Origin of the sequence: Plantactinospora veratri, assembly GCF_036421995.1 — a bacterium.
Taxonomy (GTDB): domain Bacteria; phylum Actinomycetota; class Actinomycetes; order Mycobacteriales; family Micromonosporaceae; genus Plantactinospora; species Plantactinospora veratri.
The window spans coordinates 429,807-446,164 of the sequence record NZ_JAZGQL010000001.1; the positions used below are offsets into that span (position 1 = coordinate 429,807).

Consider the following 16,358-nt stretch of genomic DNA (forward strand, 5'->3'; position numbering starts at 1 on the left):
CGGACGGGCCTCACCCCGGTAACGGTGCGCCGGGTCGTCGTGGCTCCCTGGTAGAAAGGCCGGATGGACGGGAACCGGACACCGGACGAGGACGAGCGGGCCGGCGCGGAGCCGGAGGAGCGCGGGCCGGCCGGCGCGGTACGCGAGCGGGCCGAGGCCGTACTGCGCCGGTTGGCCGGTGAGCACGCCCGGCTCCGGGAGGACCAGTGGCGGGCCATCGAGGCGCTGGTGGTGCAGCGGCGCCGGGTGCTCTGCGTGCAGCGGACCGGTTGGGGCAAGTCGGCCGTCTACTTCGTCGCGACGGCGCTGCTGCGGCAGTCCGCCGGGGCGGGGGCCGGGTCTGCCGGGCCGACCGTGATCGTCTCGCCGCTGCTGGCGCTGATGCGCAACCAGGTGGAGGCGGCGGCCCGGGCCGGGATCCGGGCCCGCACCATCAACTCGGCCAACCTCGACGAGTGGGACGAGATCGTCGCCGAGATCGGGGCCGGCACGGTCGACGTACTGCTGATCAGCCCGGAGCGGCTGAACAACCCCGACTTCCGGGACGGCGTACTGCCCCGGCTCGCCGCCACCACCGGGCTGCTGGTGGTGGACGAGGCGCACTGCGTCTCCGACTGGGGGCACGACTTCCGTCCCGACTACCGGCGGCTGCGTACCTTCCTGGCCGGGTTGCCGGCCGGTACGCCCGTGCTGGCCACCACCGCCACCGCGAACAGCCGGGTCACCGACGACGTGGCCGAGCAGCTCGGCGACGCACTGGTGTTGCGCGGGCCGCTGGACCGCGAGTCGCTGCGGCTGGGCGTGCTGGAGCTGCCGAGCCCGGCGCACCGGCTCGGTTGGCTGGCCGACCAGCTCGACCGGTTGCCCGGTTCGGGGATCATCTACACCCTGACCGTGGCGGCGGCCGGCGAGACCGCCGAGTTCCTGCGCGGCCGGGGCTACGCGGTCGCGTCGTACACCGGTCAGGCGGACGACGCCGACCGGCGCGCCGCCGAGCAGGACCTGCTGGACAACAAGATCAAGGCGCTGGTCGCCACCTCGGCGCTCGGCATGGGGTTCGACAAGCCGGACCTCGGGTTCGTGGTGCATCTCGGGGCGCCGCCGTCGCCGATCGCCTACTACCAGCAGGTGGGTCGGGCCGGTCGGGCCGTCGGGGCGGCCGAGGTGCTGCTGCTGCCCGGTGCCGAGGACCAGGCGATCTGGCGCTACTTCGCCTCGCTGGCCTTTCCGCCGGAGGAGCAGGTCCGGGCCGTCCTCGGTGCCCTGCATCCGGAGCGTCCGCTCTCCACACCGGCGCTGGAGCCGATCGTCGACCTGCGCCGCACCCGGCTGGAGCTGATGCTCAAGGTGCTCGACGTGGACGGCGCGGTACGCCGGGTCCGGGGCGGCTGGCTGGCCACCGGCGAGCCGTGGCACTACGACGCGGCCCGGCTGCACCGGGTGGCGCAGGCGCGTACCGCCGAGCAGCAGGCCATGCGGGAATACACCGCGACCGGCGGCTGCCGGATGGAGTTCCTCCGTCGCTGCCTGGACGACCCGGCGGCGACCGCCTGCGACCGCTGCGACCGGTGCACCGGGGCCCGGTTCGCCGCCGAGGTGTCGGCACCGGCGCTCGCCGCCGCGCAGGCGTTCCTCGGCCGCCCCGGCGTGGAGATTCCGGCGAAGAAGCTCTGGCCGACCGGGCTGGAGGCGGTCGGGGTACCGCTGCGCGGCAAGATCGGGCCGGCCGAGCAGGCGTACCCGGGGCGGGCCGTCGGGCGGCTCTCCGACCTCGGCTGGGGTGGTCGGCTGCGCGCGCTGACCGGGCCGGAGGCGCCGGACGGCGAGGTGCCGGAGGACGTGGCGTCGGCGGTGGTCGAGGTGTTGAAGGCGTGGGCGCACGGGGACGATCCGTGGCCGGCCCGGCCGGTCGCCGTGGTCGCCGTCGGTTCGCGGCGACGGCCCCGGCTGGTGCACGGGCTGGCTGACCGGATCGCCCGGGTCGGCCGGCTGCCGCTGCTCGGCGAGGTGCCGCCCCGGGAGGGCACGGCGGCCGGCGCCGGGCCGCGCGGCAACAGCGCCCAGCGGGTACGCGCGCTGCACGACGCCTTCGAGTTGCCGGAACCGCTGGTCGCGGGGTTGGCCGGGCTGGCCGGTCCGGTCCTGCTGGTCGACGACCTCGTCGATTCGGGCTGGACCATGACGGTCGTCGCCCGGCTGCTGCGCCGGGCCGGCGCCCCGGGCGTGCTCCCGTTCGCGCTCGCCGTCGCCGGCTGACCGGTCCCGTCGCCGGGGAGGGGCGCTGGCCGGAGGGGGCGCTAGCCGGGTCGGCCGTACCCGGCGATCGGCTGGTAGTCGACCCGGTCGATCCGGATCCGGGTGCCGGTACGCGGCGCGTGGATGATCTTCCCGCCGCCGACGTAGATCGCGACGTGGTGCAGATCGCGATAGTAGAAGACCAGGTCACCGGCTTGCCGGGCGGCGCGGCTGATCCGGGTCACCGCACGGTACTGCCGAGCCGCATTGTGCGGCAGCCTCACCCCGGCAGCCGCCCAGGCGGCCGAGGTGAGCCCGGAGCAGTCGTACCCGTCGGGGCCGTCCCCGGCCCACCGGTACGGCTTGCCGAGCTGGGCGTACGCGAACCGCACCGCCTTGCCGGCGGCCCCGGTGACCGGCTCGGGCAGCCGGGGTACGGCCCCGGCGGGCGGCTCGTCCGGGTCGGGCAGCCGGGCGAGCCGGGCCAACTCGGTCTCGATCGCCAGCTTCCGGGCGGCGAGCTGCCGCTCCTGGCCCCGTTGCCGCGCGGCGAGCGCCTCGACGCCGCGCCGGGCCTCGGCCAGCCGGTCGTGCGCCTCCGTCAGCGCGGCGATCACCCGGTGCTGCTCCCGGCTCAGCCGGTCGAGCAGGAGCAGCGGGTCCACCAGGTTCTCCCGGGTGGTGGCGCCGAGCAGGGTGCCGAGCATCCCGAGCGCGTGGGCGTCGCCGGTGCGGTACGCCCGCGCGGCGATCATGCTCGCCTCGGTCCGGTGCGTCTCGATCGCGCGCTCCAGCGGCCCCATCTCGGCGTGGATGGCGGCGCTGTTCGCCCGGGTCTCCCGCAGCGCCTCGCGCAGGTCGTTGTACTGCTCGACGACGATCTCCAACTGCTCCGCCGCGCTGGCGATCCGCTCGGCGGGATCGGTGACCGGTTCGGCCCGCCCCGGTACGGGGGCGAGCGACAACGCCACGGTCATCCCGGCGGCGAGGGCCGCGGCGCGACGTGGCAATGCGGTGGTCGACACGATCTATCTAACGATCGATGTCGACCGTAGGCCACGCATCGAAGCCGCTGGGTTTCGTACCGTGACGGGCGTCGCTCTCCGGAGCTTGTCGGTGACCGGCCCTGCCACGACGCCGGGGCGGGACGGTAGCCTGCCGGTCGTGACGGGTGAGCAGCCGGCGGCGCCGGAGACCGATCGGAGCGGGGCGGCGTCCGGCGCTGCCCGGCGGACGGCGCCCGACCCTTCCCAGCACCGCCGACCCGCCGCCGACCCCGTCGAACCCGTCGAGTCGGCCGTGCCGGACCGGGGCACCGTGCGGCTCGCGCTCACCGTGGGCGGGCTGGTGCTGGCCCTGCTGGCCGGCTTCGGACTCGGCCGGGTGAACAGCGGCGACACCCCGGCGGCCGGCGGTGGCGCCCAGCCCGCGACCAGTGCCGCGGACCACACGCATGCGCCGGGGACGGGGCCGCACGAGCATCCCGCCGGGGCGCCCGCCGGACCGGGCGGCGGTGCCGAGCCGGGCGGCCTGAGCGTCAGCACCGCCGGCTACACCCTGGCACCGACCAGCACCACCCTGACCGCCGGCCGGGTCCAGGACTTCCGCTTCCAGGTGCGCGGCCCGGACCGCCAGCCGGTGACCGGGTACGCGGTGGTGCACGAGAAGCCGCTGCACATGATCGTTGCCCGTCGGGATCTCAGCGGCTATCAGCACCTGCATCCGACGATGGCCTCGGACGGCACCTGGAGCGTGCCGCTGACCCTGCCGTCCGCCGGCATCTGGCGGGCGTACGCCGACTTCACCGCGCTCGACCCCAGCGGCGGGCAGCTGCCGCTGACCCTCGGGGTGGACCTGGTGGTGGCGGGCGACTATGCCCCCCGACCGCTGCCGTCGCCGGTCCGGGAGGCGACGGTCGACCGGTTCACCGTCACCTACGAGGGCACCCCGCAGGTCGGGGCCAGCCAGCCGCTGCTGTTCCGGGTCTTCACCGGCGGCAACCCGGTCACCACCCTGGAGCCCTACCTCGGCGCGTACGGGCACCTGGTGGCGCTGCGCGAGGGTGACCTGGGCTACGTGCACGTGCACCCGGAGACCGAGCTGGCGGGCGGGGCGGTGAAGTTCTGGCTCGCCGCGCCGAGTTCCGGGCGGTACCGGATGTACCTCGACTTCCAGGTGGCCGGCGTGGTGCACACCGCCGAGTTCACCCTGACGGTGCCCTGAGGCCGAACCGGGGCGAGGCCGGCCGGCCCGGTCAGCCGGCCAGGTCAGCCGGCGCGGCGGACCTGCCGGTGGGCGAGATAGCGCAGCATGTCCCGGATCAGCTTCTTCTCCTCCGGCGGTACGCCGGGGTCGGCGAGCCGGCTCATGATCACCCGAAGGTCGGCCTCCACCGGCGACTCGATCCGGTCCCGCCGGGGCGTGCCGGGCTGCTCGCCGTCGGGCAGGCCGAGTGCCCGGAAGGCCACCCCGACGGGTACGTCCAGGGCGGTGCAGAATCCGCGTACCTTCGCCAGCTCCGGATAGTCCTGCCAGTCCCCGGCGAGCCAGCGGAACAGGGTCGAGCGGCCCACGCCGGTGTGCGCGGCGACGTCGCTGACGGTCCAGCCGCGCTCGCTCTTGGCGTCGTCGATGGCCCGCCGGACGAAGCGGGCGAAGGCCGCCTGCGGCGAGTCCTGTGCGGCACCGATGCTCAGCGGAAAACCCTTTCGCCCGGACCTCGGGTGGTCCTTCGAGAGTAATCCGCAAGCCCGTCCGGCAACCCGACTGATCGCACCCACCCCGCCCGTACCATCGGTCGGCCGGCATCGCCCCCGGTTACCCGATCGTCCGGAGAGTTCCGCCGGTACGGCCGATGAACCGCCGGTCGGCGGTCCGGCCATGGGCCGTCGACCGGGCGCGGGGGTGCGGATCAGGGCGAATCGAGCAGGGTCTGCAACCGTGGCGTGAGCTGCCAGTCGCCGATCAGCGCCCGGTAGTCGTCGCGCTGCCGGTCGGTCGGCTCGGCGCCGGTGTGCCGGGCCCGGAGCAGCAGGTTGCGCGGGGTGTGCTGGGAGTCGACGAACTCCACCACCTCGACCCGGTAGCCGTGCAGCCGGAGCAGCGCCGCCCGCAGCGCGTCGGTGAGTACGTCGGCGAAACGCTCCCGCAGGATGCCCTGCCGGACCAGCGCGTCGTACGGCCCCGGGGCCGGGTGCGCCCGCAGTTGCGCGGCGAGGTCGTGGTGGCAGCACGGGGCGGCGAGGATCCAGCGGGCGCCCCAGCGCACCGCCCGGGCCAGCGCCTCGTCGGTCGCGGTGTCGCAGGCGTGCAGCGCCAGCACCAGGTCGGGGGCGGGTTCGACGGCCGCCTCCGCGATGGTGCCGGCGACGAAACGTACCCGGTCGGCGTAGCCGAGCCGCTCGGCGAGCGCGGTGTTGCGGCGCCGCTGGTCCTCGCGTACGTCCACGCCGACCAGTTCCACCTCGATGCCCCGCTCGGCGAGGTACCGGTACGCCGCGAAGCTCAGGTACGCGTTGCCGCAGCCGAGGTCGACCACCCGGAGCGGACCGGTCAGCTCGTCCGGCAGGGTGGCGCCGAGGGCGCGCAGGAACGCGTCGACCTGCCGCCGTTTGGCCGCGCTGCCGCCGATCTCGGCGAAGAGCGGGTCACCGGGGTCGATCAGATGCTCCCGGACCCGGTCGTGCGAGCCGGGCGCTGAGCCGGGCCGCTGCGCGGCGACCCGGTGCAGTTGTGCCTCGCCCCGCTTGGTCACCCGCAGTTGCAGGGTGGCGGTCTCGGTCTCGACGTGCCAGTTGCCGAAGGGTTCGGCCAGCAGCGCGTCCACCGCCGCGTCCGCCTCCGGGCCGGGGGAGACGTTCCGGGTGAACGGCCGGGCGCCGTCGTCGGTGACGATCTGGAGCCGGGCACCCGACTTGAGGGCGACCGGGCGCAGTTCGGCGCGTACCACGGTGGGGAGCTGCCCGCGCCGCCGCCCGGCGGCGACGGCACGGGTCAACCCGGGGTCGAGTAGCAGCGCCCGCACCTGCGCGAGCGCCGCGTCGAGCTGTTGCGGCATCTACTCGCCGGCGGGGGCGTCGCCACCGGCGCCGGAACCCCGGCGGCTGCGGCGGCGCCGACGGCGCGGCTTGGCGGACCCGTCGGCGTCGACCGCGGTCGACGCGCCGCCACCGGTGCCGGCCTCGGTCGTCTCGGCCTGGGGCGCGCCGGCCTCGACGGCCTCGGGCGAGCCCGGCTGGCCGGCGACGACCTCGCCCGCCCGGCGCCGACGCCGCTGCCGGCGGCGCGGCTCGTCCTCGCCGCCGACCCCGGTCTCCGGCACGGTCGGGTCGGCGGTGCCGGCGCTGCGGCTGCCGCCGCCACGTCGGTCGCGGGACCGGCCGGCACCCTCGCCGCGCCCCGGCCCGCGCCGGCCCCCGGTGCTCCGGGACCGGCCGCCGAGATCCTCCTCGACCTCGGCCGACAGCCCGGCCCGGGTCCGCTCGGCGGACGGCAGGGTGCCGGCGACGTCGGTCGGGATGTCCAGGTCGGTGTAGAGGTGGGCTGAGGTGTGGTACGTCTCCGGCGGCTCCGGCATCTCCAGCCCGAGGGTCTTGTCGATGATCCGCCAGCGGGGCATGTCGTCCCAGTCGACGAAGGTCACCGCGACACCGGTGGCGCCGGCCCGACCGGTACGGCCGATCCGGTGCGTGTAGGTGTCCTGGTCCTCCGGACAGTCGTAGTTGATCACGTGGGTGACGCCGGTGACGTCCAGCCCCCGGGCCGCCACGTCGGTGGCGACCAGGATGTCGATCTTGCCGGCCCGGAACGCCCGCAGCGCCCGCTCCCGGGCGCCCTGTCCCAGGTCACCGTGCACGGCCGCGACCGCGAAGCCCCGGAAGTCGAGATCTTCGGCGACCCGGTCGGCGGCCCGCTTGGTACGGGTGAAGATCATCGTCAGGCCGCGTCCCCGCGCCTGCATGATCCGGGCGACGATCTCGACCTTGTTCATCGAGTGGGTGCGGTAGACCAGTTGCTCGGTCTGCGGCGACGGCCCGGTCTCGGCGGTGTGCCCGGCGTGGATGGTCACCGGGCGCCGGAGGAACCGGCGGGAGAGCGCGACGATCGGGTCCGGCATGGTGGCCGAGAAGAGCATCGTCTGCCGGTCCTCCGGCAGCATCGCCAGGATCTTCTCGACGTCGTCCAGGAAGCCCAGGTCGAGCATCCGGTCCGCCTCGTCCAGGACGAGCGCGTGCACCCGGTCCAGCCGGATCTGCTTCTGCTTGGCCAGGTCGAGCAGTCGGCCCGGCGTACCGACCAGGATCTCGACGCCCTTGCGCAGCGCCTCGACCTGCGGCTCGTACGCCACGCCGCCGTAGATCGGCAGCACTCGTACGCCCCGGGTCTTGCCCGCCGCGGCGAGGTCCTTCGCCACCTGGAGTCCCAACTCCCGGGTGGGTACGACGACCAGCGCCTGCGGCAGCCCGTCGCTGCCCTCGCCGGGCGCGAAGACCCGCTCCAGCAGCGGTACGCCGAAGCCGAGGGTCTTGCCGGTGCCGGTCGGCGCCTGGCCGATCAGGTCGGTGCCGCGCAGCGCGATCGGCAGGGCGTATTCCTGGATGGCGAAGGCCCGGGTGATGCCGACCGCTTCGAGCGCCTCGACGGTCTCCCGCCGGGCGCCGAGCTCGGCGAAGGTGGGTGCCTCGGGTCGGACCGGTGCGTCGGCGGCCAGTGCCTGGCCGGCCATGATGTTTTCGATGTGATCGCTCATGTGGTTGTGGGGGTGCCCTCTCGTGGTGCGCCCCGTTCGTCCGTAGGGCGCGATTCTGGTATGGCGCGGGCCACACGGTCGACGGCTGAACGCCGAGTAGAAGACCGGGCCGCACGCGCGCGCCGCAGGACAGATTTTCCGGTGATGGTGGAGACCCTCCGGACCTCTGCCTCCTTCGGCAACTGATCCATGCTACCTGAGCCCGGCAAACGACGTCCCCAGTCCGGGGATACGACCGGCGACCGGGGTCCGACGATGTGATATCCGTTACACATCCCACCCGCCGGGTCACCGACGGGTGGGTGCCGGCCGGGTTGCGTTTGCCGGTGACGGCACGCTGCCCGGACCTGCTTGGCGTCGGCGCCCGCTTCGGGCGGTCCGGCGGTACCCTGCGGGCGTGTCCGCCCCCGCAGAGCCCGCCCCCGCCCCCAGCCCGTCCCCCGCCCAGCCGGTTGGCGCGGCCGTCCCGGGCGCCGTCGTCGACCTGCTCGGCCTGGTCGCGTACGGGGAACTGGTGGCTTTCGACCGGATGGCCGCCGATGCCCGATTGGCACCTGACCTGACCAGACGTGCCGTGTTGAGCGAAATGGCCGCCGCCGAGATCGCCAACTACCGGCGGCTCGCCGACCGGCTGACCGAACTCGGCGTACCGCCCGGCGAGGCGATGGCCCCGTTCGTGCCGGCGCTCGGGTCGTACCACGACTCGACCGAGCCGAAGGACTGGCTGGAGGCGCTGACCAAGGCGTACGTCGGGGACGCCATCACGGACGACTTCCTCCGGGAGATGGCGGCGCTGCTGACCGAACCGGACCGGCAGCTCGTGCTCGACGTGCTGCACGGCTCCCGGTACGACGAGTTCGCCGGTCAGGAGATCCGGCTCGCCATCCAGGCCGACCCGAAGGTCGCGAACCGGCTCTCCATGTGGGCCCGGCGGCTGGTCGGCGAGGGACTCTCCCAGGCGGGACGAACCGCCAGCGAGCGGGCGGCGCTGACCGCCCTGATCGCGACCGGTTTCGACGACCAGGTGGGGGTGCAGGCGCTGTTCAAGCGGCTGACCGCGGCGCACACCGCCCGGATGGCGGCGGTCGGACTCAACAACTGACCCGGCGCCGCCCGGCCGGACGACCGACCCGGCTGCGGGTCAGCGGTCCGGCTCAGCGGCGCCGGCTGCGCGAGCCCCGGCCACGCCTGCGGCTGCCGTTCGGCGAGCCCGGCTCAGCGGGCGACGAAGCCGACAGCGCGGGGCGAGGCCTCGGCGATCTCGACGTAGGCCACCTTGCCGACCGGCACGATGACCCGACGGCCCTTCTCGTCCGTCAGTGACAGCGTCCCGTCGTTGGTGCTGAGGGCGTCGGTCACGATCTGCTCGATCTCGGCCGGCGTCTGCGCGCTCTCCAGGACCAGCTCGCGCGGCGCGTACTGCACGCCGATCTTGACCTCCACGTGGCCTCCTCGTTCGGGGCGAAAGATCCGCCGTCGGAAAGGCTATCCGATCCGCGCCGGTTACGTTCAGGCTGACTCGCCCTGCAACGGAAAGCTGGCGATTCCCCGCCAGGACAGGCCGGTGAGCAGCGCCTCGGCCTCGGCCTTCGGCACCTGTCGCCCGCCGGCGAGCCAGAACTGGGCCGCGGTCTCGGCCGCGCCGACCAACCCGGAGGCGAGCAGTTCGGCCCGGGACCGGCTCACCCCGGTGTCCGAGATGATGGTGTCGGTGATGGCGGCGATGCAGCCCTGCTCCACCCGCTCGACCCGCTCGCGTACGGCCGGCTCGTTGCGCAGGTCCGACTCGAACACCAGCCGGAACGCGCCGCTCTCGTGGTCGACGAAGTCGAAGTACGCCCGGACGGCGCCGCTGACCCGCTCCTTGTTGTCGGTGGTCGCGGCCATCGCCTCCCGGACCTTGGCCACGATCGCGTCGCAGTGCGTGTCCAGCAGCGCCAGATAGAGCTCCAACTTCCCGGGGAAGTGCTGGTAGAGAACGGGCTTGGAGACACCGGCCCGCTCGGCGATGTCGTCCATCGCGGCCGAGTGGTACCCGTGGGCGACGAACACCTCCTGGGCCGCCGCCAGCAGTTGCTTACGCCGTGCCGAGCGCGGCAGACGCGTTGGGCGGCCGGCCGTCTGCGCGCCGTTTCCCACCTGGGTCATGGTCACCTCCGCTTCACCTCGCACGCCCTCGACCTCATTCCGACCGGAGCAGGGATCGATCACTCGACCGCCGAATTAGCCCGCCGCTGTAACTTATCGGCACTGCCACCACACGGTAGCCTCAGCGGGGGCGACCAAGGAGCGCACGGTGGACGAAACAGGGCAACCCGGAGCCCCCACACCGGGAGAGCACGGCAACGGGGCAGGTCCGCACGGTGACCCGGCCCGTCCGGCCAACGGCTGGGCGGCCGACCCGGGCTGGTCCGGCGCCGAGACCGGCGTCGATCCGAGCGGACGGCCGTGGCACCAGGCGGTCGAGCCGGTGGCGAGTCGCGGTTGGGGTGACCACGCGGCGTACAGCCCCCGACCGCTACCGGCGTCGCCCGGCATCCCGCTCCGCGAGCTGCGGCAACCGGTCAACGGCGTACACCTCGGCGAGGCGCCCGAGCCGGAGCGGGGCTGGGGCGGCGGAGCCGGCTACCCGTACGAGCCGGAGGGGGGCGATCCGGCCAGCCGGCAGGGGGCCGTACCGGAGTTCCCGAGCGGCGTCGGCCCGGACTACCCGGGACAGCCGGGGTCGCTGCCACCGGCCGAGCCGGATCTGTCCGGCACCGCCCGGCACGCCTTCGGCGAGGCCGGCTACGGAGAGCCGGAACGTGCCGGCATCGGGCCGGCCAACCAAACACCGCGCTGGGGGGAACCGGCGCAACCGGTACACCCCAATCCGACCTCGGCGCCGCCGGCAGCGGTCTCCGGACCGCCCAGCGCCCCGCCGGTACCGCCGGTGGTGACATCCGGCCCGCCGGCCGTCGTCTCCGGTCCACCGGCCGCCATCTCCGGGCCGCCGCTCGGGCCCCCCGGGCAGCTCGGCGGCCCGACCTCACCCGAGCACCTGGTCGCGGCGGACTTCGAACGCGGTCGCGGCTTCCGGTCGCCGTCCGAGCACGACCACCCGCCGGTGACCGAGATGACCGCGCTGATGCCCGCCGTACCCCGGCAGTCGGACCGTTCCGCGGCCCCGCCGGCCGGTCCGGAGCAGGCTGGTCCGGCGGCACCGGGCTGGCGTCCGGCCGAAGCGGACGAGCGCGGGCCGGCACCGGCCCAGCCGGCCGACCTCCGTGCCCAGGAGCAGCCGAACTGGTCGTCCGGCTGGGCTCCGCCGTGGGCCCCGGCCGCTCCGGCGCCGGAGCCGGAGGGCGGCCGGCACCCGGAGAGCCAGTACCCGGCCGAGGCCGTCGTACCGGCCGAGCCGCCCCGGGAGGTGGAGAGCCCCGGCGGACGGGAGCAGCACTGGTCGCCGAGCTGGGCCGACCAGTCGGCGCAGCGGGTAGCCGAATCGCCCACCGGGCCGATCGCCCGGGAGGGCGCCGCCCTGCCGCCGCTGGCCGGGCCGGCCTTCCCGGCGGGTCCGGCGGCCGCCCGGAACGCCCCCACGGCGCCCGAATCCGCGACCCGGCGGTCCACGGCGAACGAGCACACCGGCTACTCCGGCCCGGCCGCGCCCGGGCCGGAGGCGACGGGTTACCTGGCGCCCGGGCCGGAGGCGACGGGTTACCTGGCGGCCGGGCCGGAGGCGACGGGTTACCTGCCGGGTCCTGGCGGACTCTCCGGTCCGCCCGGGCCGGAGCCATCCCACTACCCTGCCGGCGCCGCCGGCCCGGTTCCGTCGGGGCCGGGCGGCGAACCGCCGGCCGCGCCGCCCGGACCGGACCCGACCGTGGAACCGGCCGGTCACCCGGCGGCCGGACCCACCCCCGGCGCCGATCCCGCCGGCTACCCGGCCGGGCCGCCCGGACCGGCCGCGGCCGTGGAGCCGGTCGGTTATCCGCCGGCTGCGGAGCCGGTCGGTTATCCGCCGGTCGGGCAGGCGACCGGCTACCCGTATCGGCGGGAGGCCCTGGCGTTGCCGACCGGGCCGAGCTATCCCGGTGCGCCATACCGCTATCCGGAGCCGGTGCCGGCGGAGCCCGCGCCCGCCGCCCGGCCGGCGGACCCCGGTGACGTGTTGCCGCAACGCGTCCCCGCCGAGCCAGACGTGCCCACCGTGCCGGAGCCGCCCGCCGTGGAGCCGCCCGCCGAGACGCCCGAACTGGCCCGGATCGCCACCCATCTGCGTCGGGAGGACGGAGCGGCACAGCTGCGCGAGCGACCGGACGGCTTCGACGTCAACGCGATCCTGGACGCGGTCCGGGGAGTCGCCGGGGTACGCGACGCCTCGCTGCGTACCACCCCGGCCGGGGCGCACAGCCTGCGCCTGGATCTCGCCGACGGTGCCGATCCCGCCGAGGTGAGCCGGCACGTGGCGCGACTGCTCCAGGAACGGATGGGGCTCGCCGCAGCTCCGCAGAACCTGCCCACCGGGCCGACACCGACCCCGCCGGGCTTCGCCGGGACCGCCGCGCCGACCCGCCCCGGGCCGGCGCAGCCCCGGCACGCGCCGCCGGCCGAACCGGAACCGCGGACCGAGCCGGCGACCGAGGAGCCGCGTCGACGGCACCAGGCGCCGGGTCACCGGGGCCGGGCCACCGTCGGCGAGCCGGCGACGGCGCCGCCCGCAGAGGGTGGCCGGGGCGGGTCCCCGCTCGGCGCCAGCTCCAGCACCGTGGGCAGCTCCTACTCCGGCAGCCCGGTGACCACCACCGAGACCGCGCCGTCCCGGCCGCTGAATCCGGGCTCGCCACCCGGTCCTCGGGTGATCATCGATCACGTGCAGGTGAGCACCTTCGGGTTGGACGCCACCGTCGAGGTACGGCTCGCCGCCGGGAAGCAGCCGGCGGCCGGGCTGGCCACCGGGCCGGCGGTCGACGGGTACGTGCTGCGGCTCTGTGCCGTGGCTGCGGCCGCCGCCATCGACGAGCTGCTCAGCGCCTCCACCCGGGTCACCGAGCGGGGCCGCTGCTTCGTCGAGCACGCGGCCGTGGTGCCGTTCGGCAGCTGTGAGGTGGCCACCGTGGTGGTGCTGCTGGTCTGCGACGGCTGGGTCGAGCAGCTCGCCGGCTCGGCCCTGGTCTCCGGCGACCCGCGACAGGCGGTGGTCCGGGCCACCCTGGCGGCGGTCAACCGCCGGCTTGAGGCGTTGCTCACCTGACCCGGCGCGGTTGAGGCGTTGCTCACCTGAACCGGCCCCCGGCCGGTCCGACCGACGGTGCAAACGGAGCAAACGGGGCGGAGGCATCCTGTCGATGCCTCCGCCCCGGACCCTCCCCGCCCCGCCCCGGCTCCGCGATCGTCATACCGGCGGCACACTTGACCGATGAAGCGTGCGCTGCTGACGGCGGACGAGTCGTTCGCCCGGGACGAGATGCCGCCGCCCTGGCCCGGCCGGGGGGTACGCATCGACGGCTCGATCACCTACGTCCGGGAGACCCCGGCCACCCGGGAGGGCGCCGAACCGGCGCTCTACGTGCACGGGCTTGGCGGCTCGGCCCAGAACTGGACCGACCTCGCCGGCCTGCTCGCCGACCGGCTCGACGGGCACGCGATCGACCTGCCCGGCTTCGGGCGGAGCGACCCGGCCCGGAAGTACACCATTCCGGCCTTCGCCGACCGGGTGATCCGGTACATCGAACACTCCGGTCGGGGACCGGTGCACCTGTTCGGCAACTCGCTCGGCGGAGCCGTCTCGGTACGCGTCGCGGGGCTCCGCCCCGACCTGGTCCGTACGCTGACCCTGGTCTCACCGGCGATGCCGTTCCTCGACCCGCGCCGGTCGCTCCAGGGCCGGTTGGTCCCGCTGCTGGCGGTGCCCGGGGCGGAACGGCTCGCGTCGCGCTGGCTGACCCAGTTGCCCCCGGAGGAGATGGCCCGGCAGGTGATGGAGGCGTGCGTCGCCGACACCGACCGGATCTGCGACCAGCGCCGTCTGGAGGCGGTCGAGGAGATCCGGATCCGCTACACCGCCGAGCACTACGCGGCGGCCTATCTGCGTACGCTGCGCGGGCTGGTCGGCAGTTTCGTCCGGGCGTACCTGCCGGGGTCCGGCTCGCTCTGGCGGATCGCCGGCCTGGTCACCGCGCCGACGCTGGTGATCGGCGGCGGTCAGGACCGGCTGGTGGACGTCCGGGTACCGGCCCAGGTGGCCCGGGTGATCCCGGACAGTCGGCTGCTGATGCTGGACGGCGTCGGGCACGTCCCGCAGCTGGAGGTGCCCCGGATGGTCGCCCGGGCGGCGCTGGCGCTGCTGGACGAGACCAGTCCGGCGCCGACCGCCGCCCGCTGACCTTCGTCCGGTGACCGCACCGCCCGGCGGTGGCCCCGATCCGCGGACTCCGGTGGGTGATCCCGGGCCATGCGTGCAACCGAGCGGGTGGGTCAGGCGTACTAAGTAAGCGTGTGGATCAGAGATCGTCGCCGACCTCCGGCACCGGGTGCCGCGGCACCGGTCGCCGGCTCGGCGCACCGGCGACGTACCCGGCGGTTCCGCCGGGGTCGGGTGCTGGCGGTGGTGCTGCTCGGGGTGGCCGGCGCGGTCGGGGTGCTCGGGATCCTGGTGCCGCCGGCCGAGCGGCTGACCGGGGAAGATCCGAGCGCCGCCGCCCAGCCGGCCGGACCGGCGACGCCGTCCGCCGTGCCGACAGCCAGCCCGACGCCCACTCCCACGCCGAGCCGGGCACCGGCACCGGTGCTGCGGCTCACCGACCCGGTGCCGTCGACCGGGCCGGGCAGTTTCAGCTACGCGACCGGTCGGGGCGAGGTGCTGGGCCGGGCCGGTACGGTGCGACGCTACCGGGTGGCGGTGGAGCGCAACGTCGACGCGCACATCGCGGAGTTCGCCGCGAAGGTCGACGCCTCGCTGGCCGACCCGCGCAGTTGGATCGGCAGCGGGCGGCTGCGGTTGCAGCGGGTACCGGACAAGGCGGGCCACGACTTCACGGTCTACCTGGTCACCGCCGGTACGGCCCGGGAGATGTGCGCCGCGTCCGGAGTGGACATCCGGGTCGGTGGCAAGCCGTACACCTCGTGCCGGGGCAGCGGACGGGTGATCATCAACCTGGACCGCTGGATGCGTTCCGTCCCGCACTACGTCGAGGCGAAGGTGCCGCTGGACCGGTACCGGACGTACGTGGTCAACCACGAGGTCGGGCACGAGTTGGGGCACGGGCACGAGCGCTGTCCCCGCTCGGGTCGGGCCGCCCCGGTGATGATGCAGCAGACGCTCTTCCTCAACGGCTGCGTGCCGAACCCGTGGCCGTACCTGAAGGGGGAGCGGTACGAGGGTCCCTCGCTCTAGCCGGGGCGCCAACCCGGGCCCTGGACGCTGACCCGTCGGCATGGAAGGCTGAGGCCCGCCATGACGAATCCGGCAAACCCTCCCGACCATGGCCGTTTTCCCGCGCGCTCCGGCGGCCGCCTCGAACGGCACCGGGTGGCCGCGGCCCAGGCCCGCCGACGGCGCCGCCGCACCGTCGCGCTGGCGCTGCTGGCGGTCGCCGCCGGCCTGCTCACGGTCGGGTTGGTGCAGACCCGGCCGGACGGCCCGGGGTCGACCGTGGCGGCGGCCGGCCGGGGTGGTGTGGTCGCCGGGGCGAGCACCGGGGCCGGGCGCGGCGGCCCGACCACCGATCCGGACGCCGGCTATCCGACCACCGGGCCGGGTTCCTTCGAGTACGCGGCCGCCGGCCGGGTCCTCGGCAGGGCGGGTACGCTGCGTCGCTACCACGTCGCCGTGGAGCAGGGCATGGGGCAGCAGGTGGCGACCTTCGCCGCCGCCGTCGACGCGGTCCTCGGTGACCCGCGGGGCTGGACGGCGTCCGGGAAGCTCCGCCTCCAGCGGGTGGCCAAGGCGACGAAGGCCGAGTTCACGGTCTTCCTGGCCACGCCGGGGACCTCGGAGAAGATGTGTGCCACCGCCGGGCTGCACACCGAGCGGTACGGCTCGTGCCGGCTGCCGGGGCAGGTGGTGCTCAACGTCGCGCGCTGGCTGGCGGCGGTGCCGGACTACGGTGCGGCGCTGGAGGTGTACCAGGCATTCGCGCTCAACCACGAGGTCGGGCACGAGTTCGGCGAGGAGCACCAGGGCTGCCCCCGGCCGGGTGCACCGGCGCCGGTGATGCTCCAGCAGACGTACGGGCTGCGCGGCTGCGCGCCGAACGGCTGGCCGTACGTGGACGGGCAGCGGTACGTCGGTCCGCCGATTCCCTGACCGGCGTTCCTATTCCCCGCTCCCGGATTTCGGGCAGGTGTTTCAGCTCATGGCCCATCCGCGCTCCGGCGAGGAACAATGGCC

13 protein-coding genes are annotated in these 16,358 nt (G+C 75.0%); 7 read left to right on the forward strand and 6 right to left on the reverse strand.

All coding sequences use genetic code 11. The features are described from left to right. Positions 1-63: 63 nt before the first annotated feature. Positions 64-2,256 (forward strand): RecQ family ATP-dependent DNA helicase, encoded by a 2,193-nt coding sequence (locus tag V1634_RS01935; RefSeq protein ID WP_331205965.1) that lies wholly within the window; start codon positions 64-66, stop codon positions 2,254-2,256. 41 nt (positions 2,257-2,297) lie between these two features. Here the strand turns inward: V1634_RS01935 and V1634_RS01940 are convergent, their stop codons facing one another. Next, complete coding sequence (locus V1634_RS01940) at positions 2,298-3,260, reverse strand: C40 family peptidase (RefSeq protein ID WP_331205966.1); 963 nt, start codon at positions 3,258-3,260, stop codon at positions 2,298-2,300. 139 nt (positions 3,261-3,399) lie between these two features. Between V1634_RS01940 and V1634_RS01945 the strand changes: the two genes are divergently transcribed. Then, complete coding sequence (locus V1634_RS01945; protein WP_331205967.1) at positions 3,400-4,458, forward strand: hypothetical protein; 1,059 nt, start codon at positions 3,400-3,402, stop codon at positions 4,456-4,458. A gap of 44 nt (positions 4,459-4,502) precedes the next feature. Here V1634_RS01945 and V1634_RS01950 read toward each other — a convergent pair whose 3' ends face one another. The 3 genes from V1634_RS01950 to V1634_RS01960 form a co-directional block, all read right to left on the reverse strand. Further along, entirely contained in the window at positions 4,503-4,925 is a 423-nt protein-coding gene (locus tag V1634_RS01950; protein ID WP_331206114.1) for a helix-turn-helix domain-containing protein, read from the reverse strand. A 221-nt stretch (positions 4,926-5,146) separates the two neighbouring features. After that, a complete protein-coding gene (locus V1634_RS01955) occupies positions 5,147-6,292 on the reverse strand; it encodes a class I SAM-dependent methyltransferase (RefSeq protein ID WP_331205968.1) in 1,146 nt (381 codons plus the stop codon). Next, positions 6,293-7,984, reverse strand: a complete 1,692-nt coding sequence (locus V1634_RS01960) for a DEAD/DEAH box helicase (RefSeq protein ID WP_331205969.1) — start codon at positions 7,982-7,984, stop codon at positions 6,293-6,295. It lies immediately after the preceding gene. 397 nt (positions 7,985-8,381) lie between these two features. On the opposite strand from V1634_RS01960, the gene V1634_RS01965 reads away from it, so the two are divergent. Continuing rightward, complete coding sequence (locus tag V1634_RS01965) at positions 8,382-9,086, forward strand: ferritin-like fold-containing protein (protein WP_331205970.1); 705 nt, start codon at positions 8,382-8,384, stop codon at positions 9,084-9,086. A gap of 113 nt (positions 9,087-9,199) precedes the next feature. Here the strand turns inward: V1634_RS01965 and V1634_RS01970 are convergent, their stop codons facing one another. Both V1634_RS01970 and V1634_RS01975 read right to left on the reverse strand, forming a co-directional pair. Then, on the reverse strand, positions 9,200-9,427 hold the full coding sequence (locus V1634_RS01970; RefSeq protein ID WP_101368237.1) for a DUF3107 domain-containing protein: 228 nt from the start codon (positions 9,425-9,427) through the stop codon (positions 9,200-9,202). A gap of 66 nt (positions 9,428-9,493) precedes the next feature. After that, positions 9,494-10,132, reverse strand: coding sequence for a TetR/AcrR family transcriptional regulator (locus tag V1634_RS01975; RefSeq protein ID WP_107264262.1), 639 nt, complete (start codon positions 10,130-10,132; stop codon positions 9,494-9,496). A gap of 979 nt (positions 10,133-11,111) precedes the next feature. Between V1634_RS01975 and V1634_RS01980 the strand changes: the two genes are divergently transcribed. From V1634_RS01980 to V1634_RS01995, 4 genes are all read left to right on the forward strand, one after another. Then, positions 11,112-13,220 (forward strand): hypothetical protein, encoded by a 2,109-nt coding sequence (locus tag V1634_RS01980; protein WP_407951704.1) that lies wholly within the window; start codon positions 11,112-11,114, stop codon positions 13,218-13,220. 165 nt (positions 13,221-13,385) lie between these two features. Further along, positions 13,386-14,351 (forward strand): alpha/beta fold hydrolase, encoded by a 966-nt coding sequence (locus V1634_RS01985; protein ID WP_331205972.1) that lies wholly within the window; start codon positions 13,386-13,388, stop codon positions 14,349-14,351. Positions 14,352-14,462: 111 nt separating this feature from the next. Next, positions 14,463-15,362 (forward strand): DUF3152 domain-containing protein, encoded by a 900-nt coding sequence (locus V1634_RS01990; protein WP_331205973.1) that lies wholly within the window; start codon positions 14,463-14,465, stop codon positions 15,360-15,362. 60 nt (positions 15,363-15,422) lie between these two features. Next, positions 15,423-16,274 (forward strand): DUF3152 domain-containing protein, encoded by an 852-nt coding sequence (locus tag V1634_RS01995; protein ID WP_331205974.1) that lies wholly within the window; start codon positions 15,423-15,425, stop codon positions 16,272-16,274. Positions 16,275-16,358: the final 84 nt, after the last annotated feature.

Coding starts and splice junctions, on each gene's coding strand:
- V1634_RS01935 (WP_331205965.1), top strand. CDS start 64: ATGGACGGGAACCGGACACCGGACGAGGACGAGCGGGCCGGCGCGGAG.
- V1634_RS01955 (WP_331205968.1), bottom strand. CDS start 6,292: ATGCCGCAACAGCTCGACGCGGCGCTCGCGCAGGTGCGGGCGCTGCTA.
- V1634_RS01960 (WP_331205969.1), bottom strand. CDS start 7,984: ATGAGCGATCACATCGAAAACATCATGGCCGGCCAGGCACTGGCCGCC.
- V1634_RS01975 (WP_107264262.1), bottom strand. CDS start 10,132: ATGACCCAGGTGGGAAACGGCGCGCAGACGGCCGGCCGCCCAACGCGT.
- V1634_RS01980 (WP_407951704.1), top strand. CDS start 11,112: ATGCCCGCCGTACCCCGGCAGTCGGACCGTTCCGCGGCCCCGCCGGCC.
- V1634_RS01985 (WP_331205972.1), top strand. CDS start 13,386: ATGAAGCGTGCGCTGCTGACGGCGGACGAGTCGTTCGCCCGGGACGAG.
- V1634_RS01995 (WP_331205974.1), top strand. CDS start 15,423: ATGACGAATCCGGCAAACCCTCCCGACCATGGCCGTTTTCCCGCGCGC.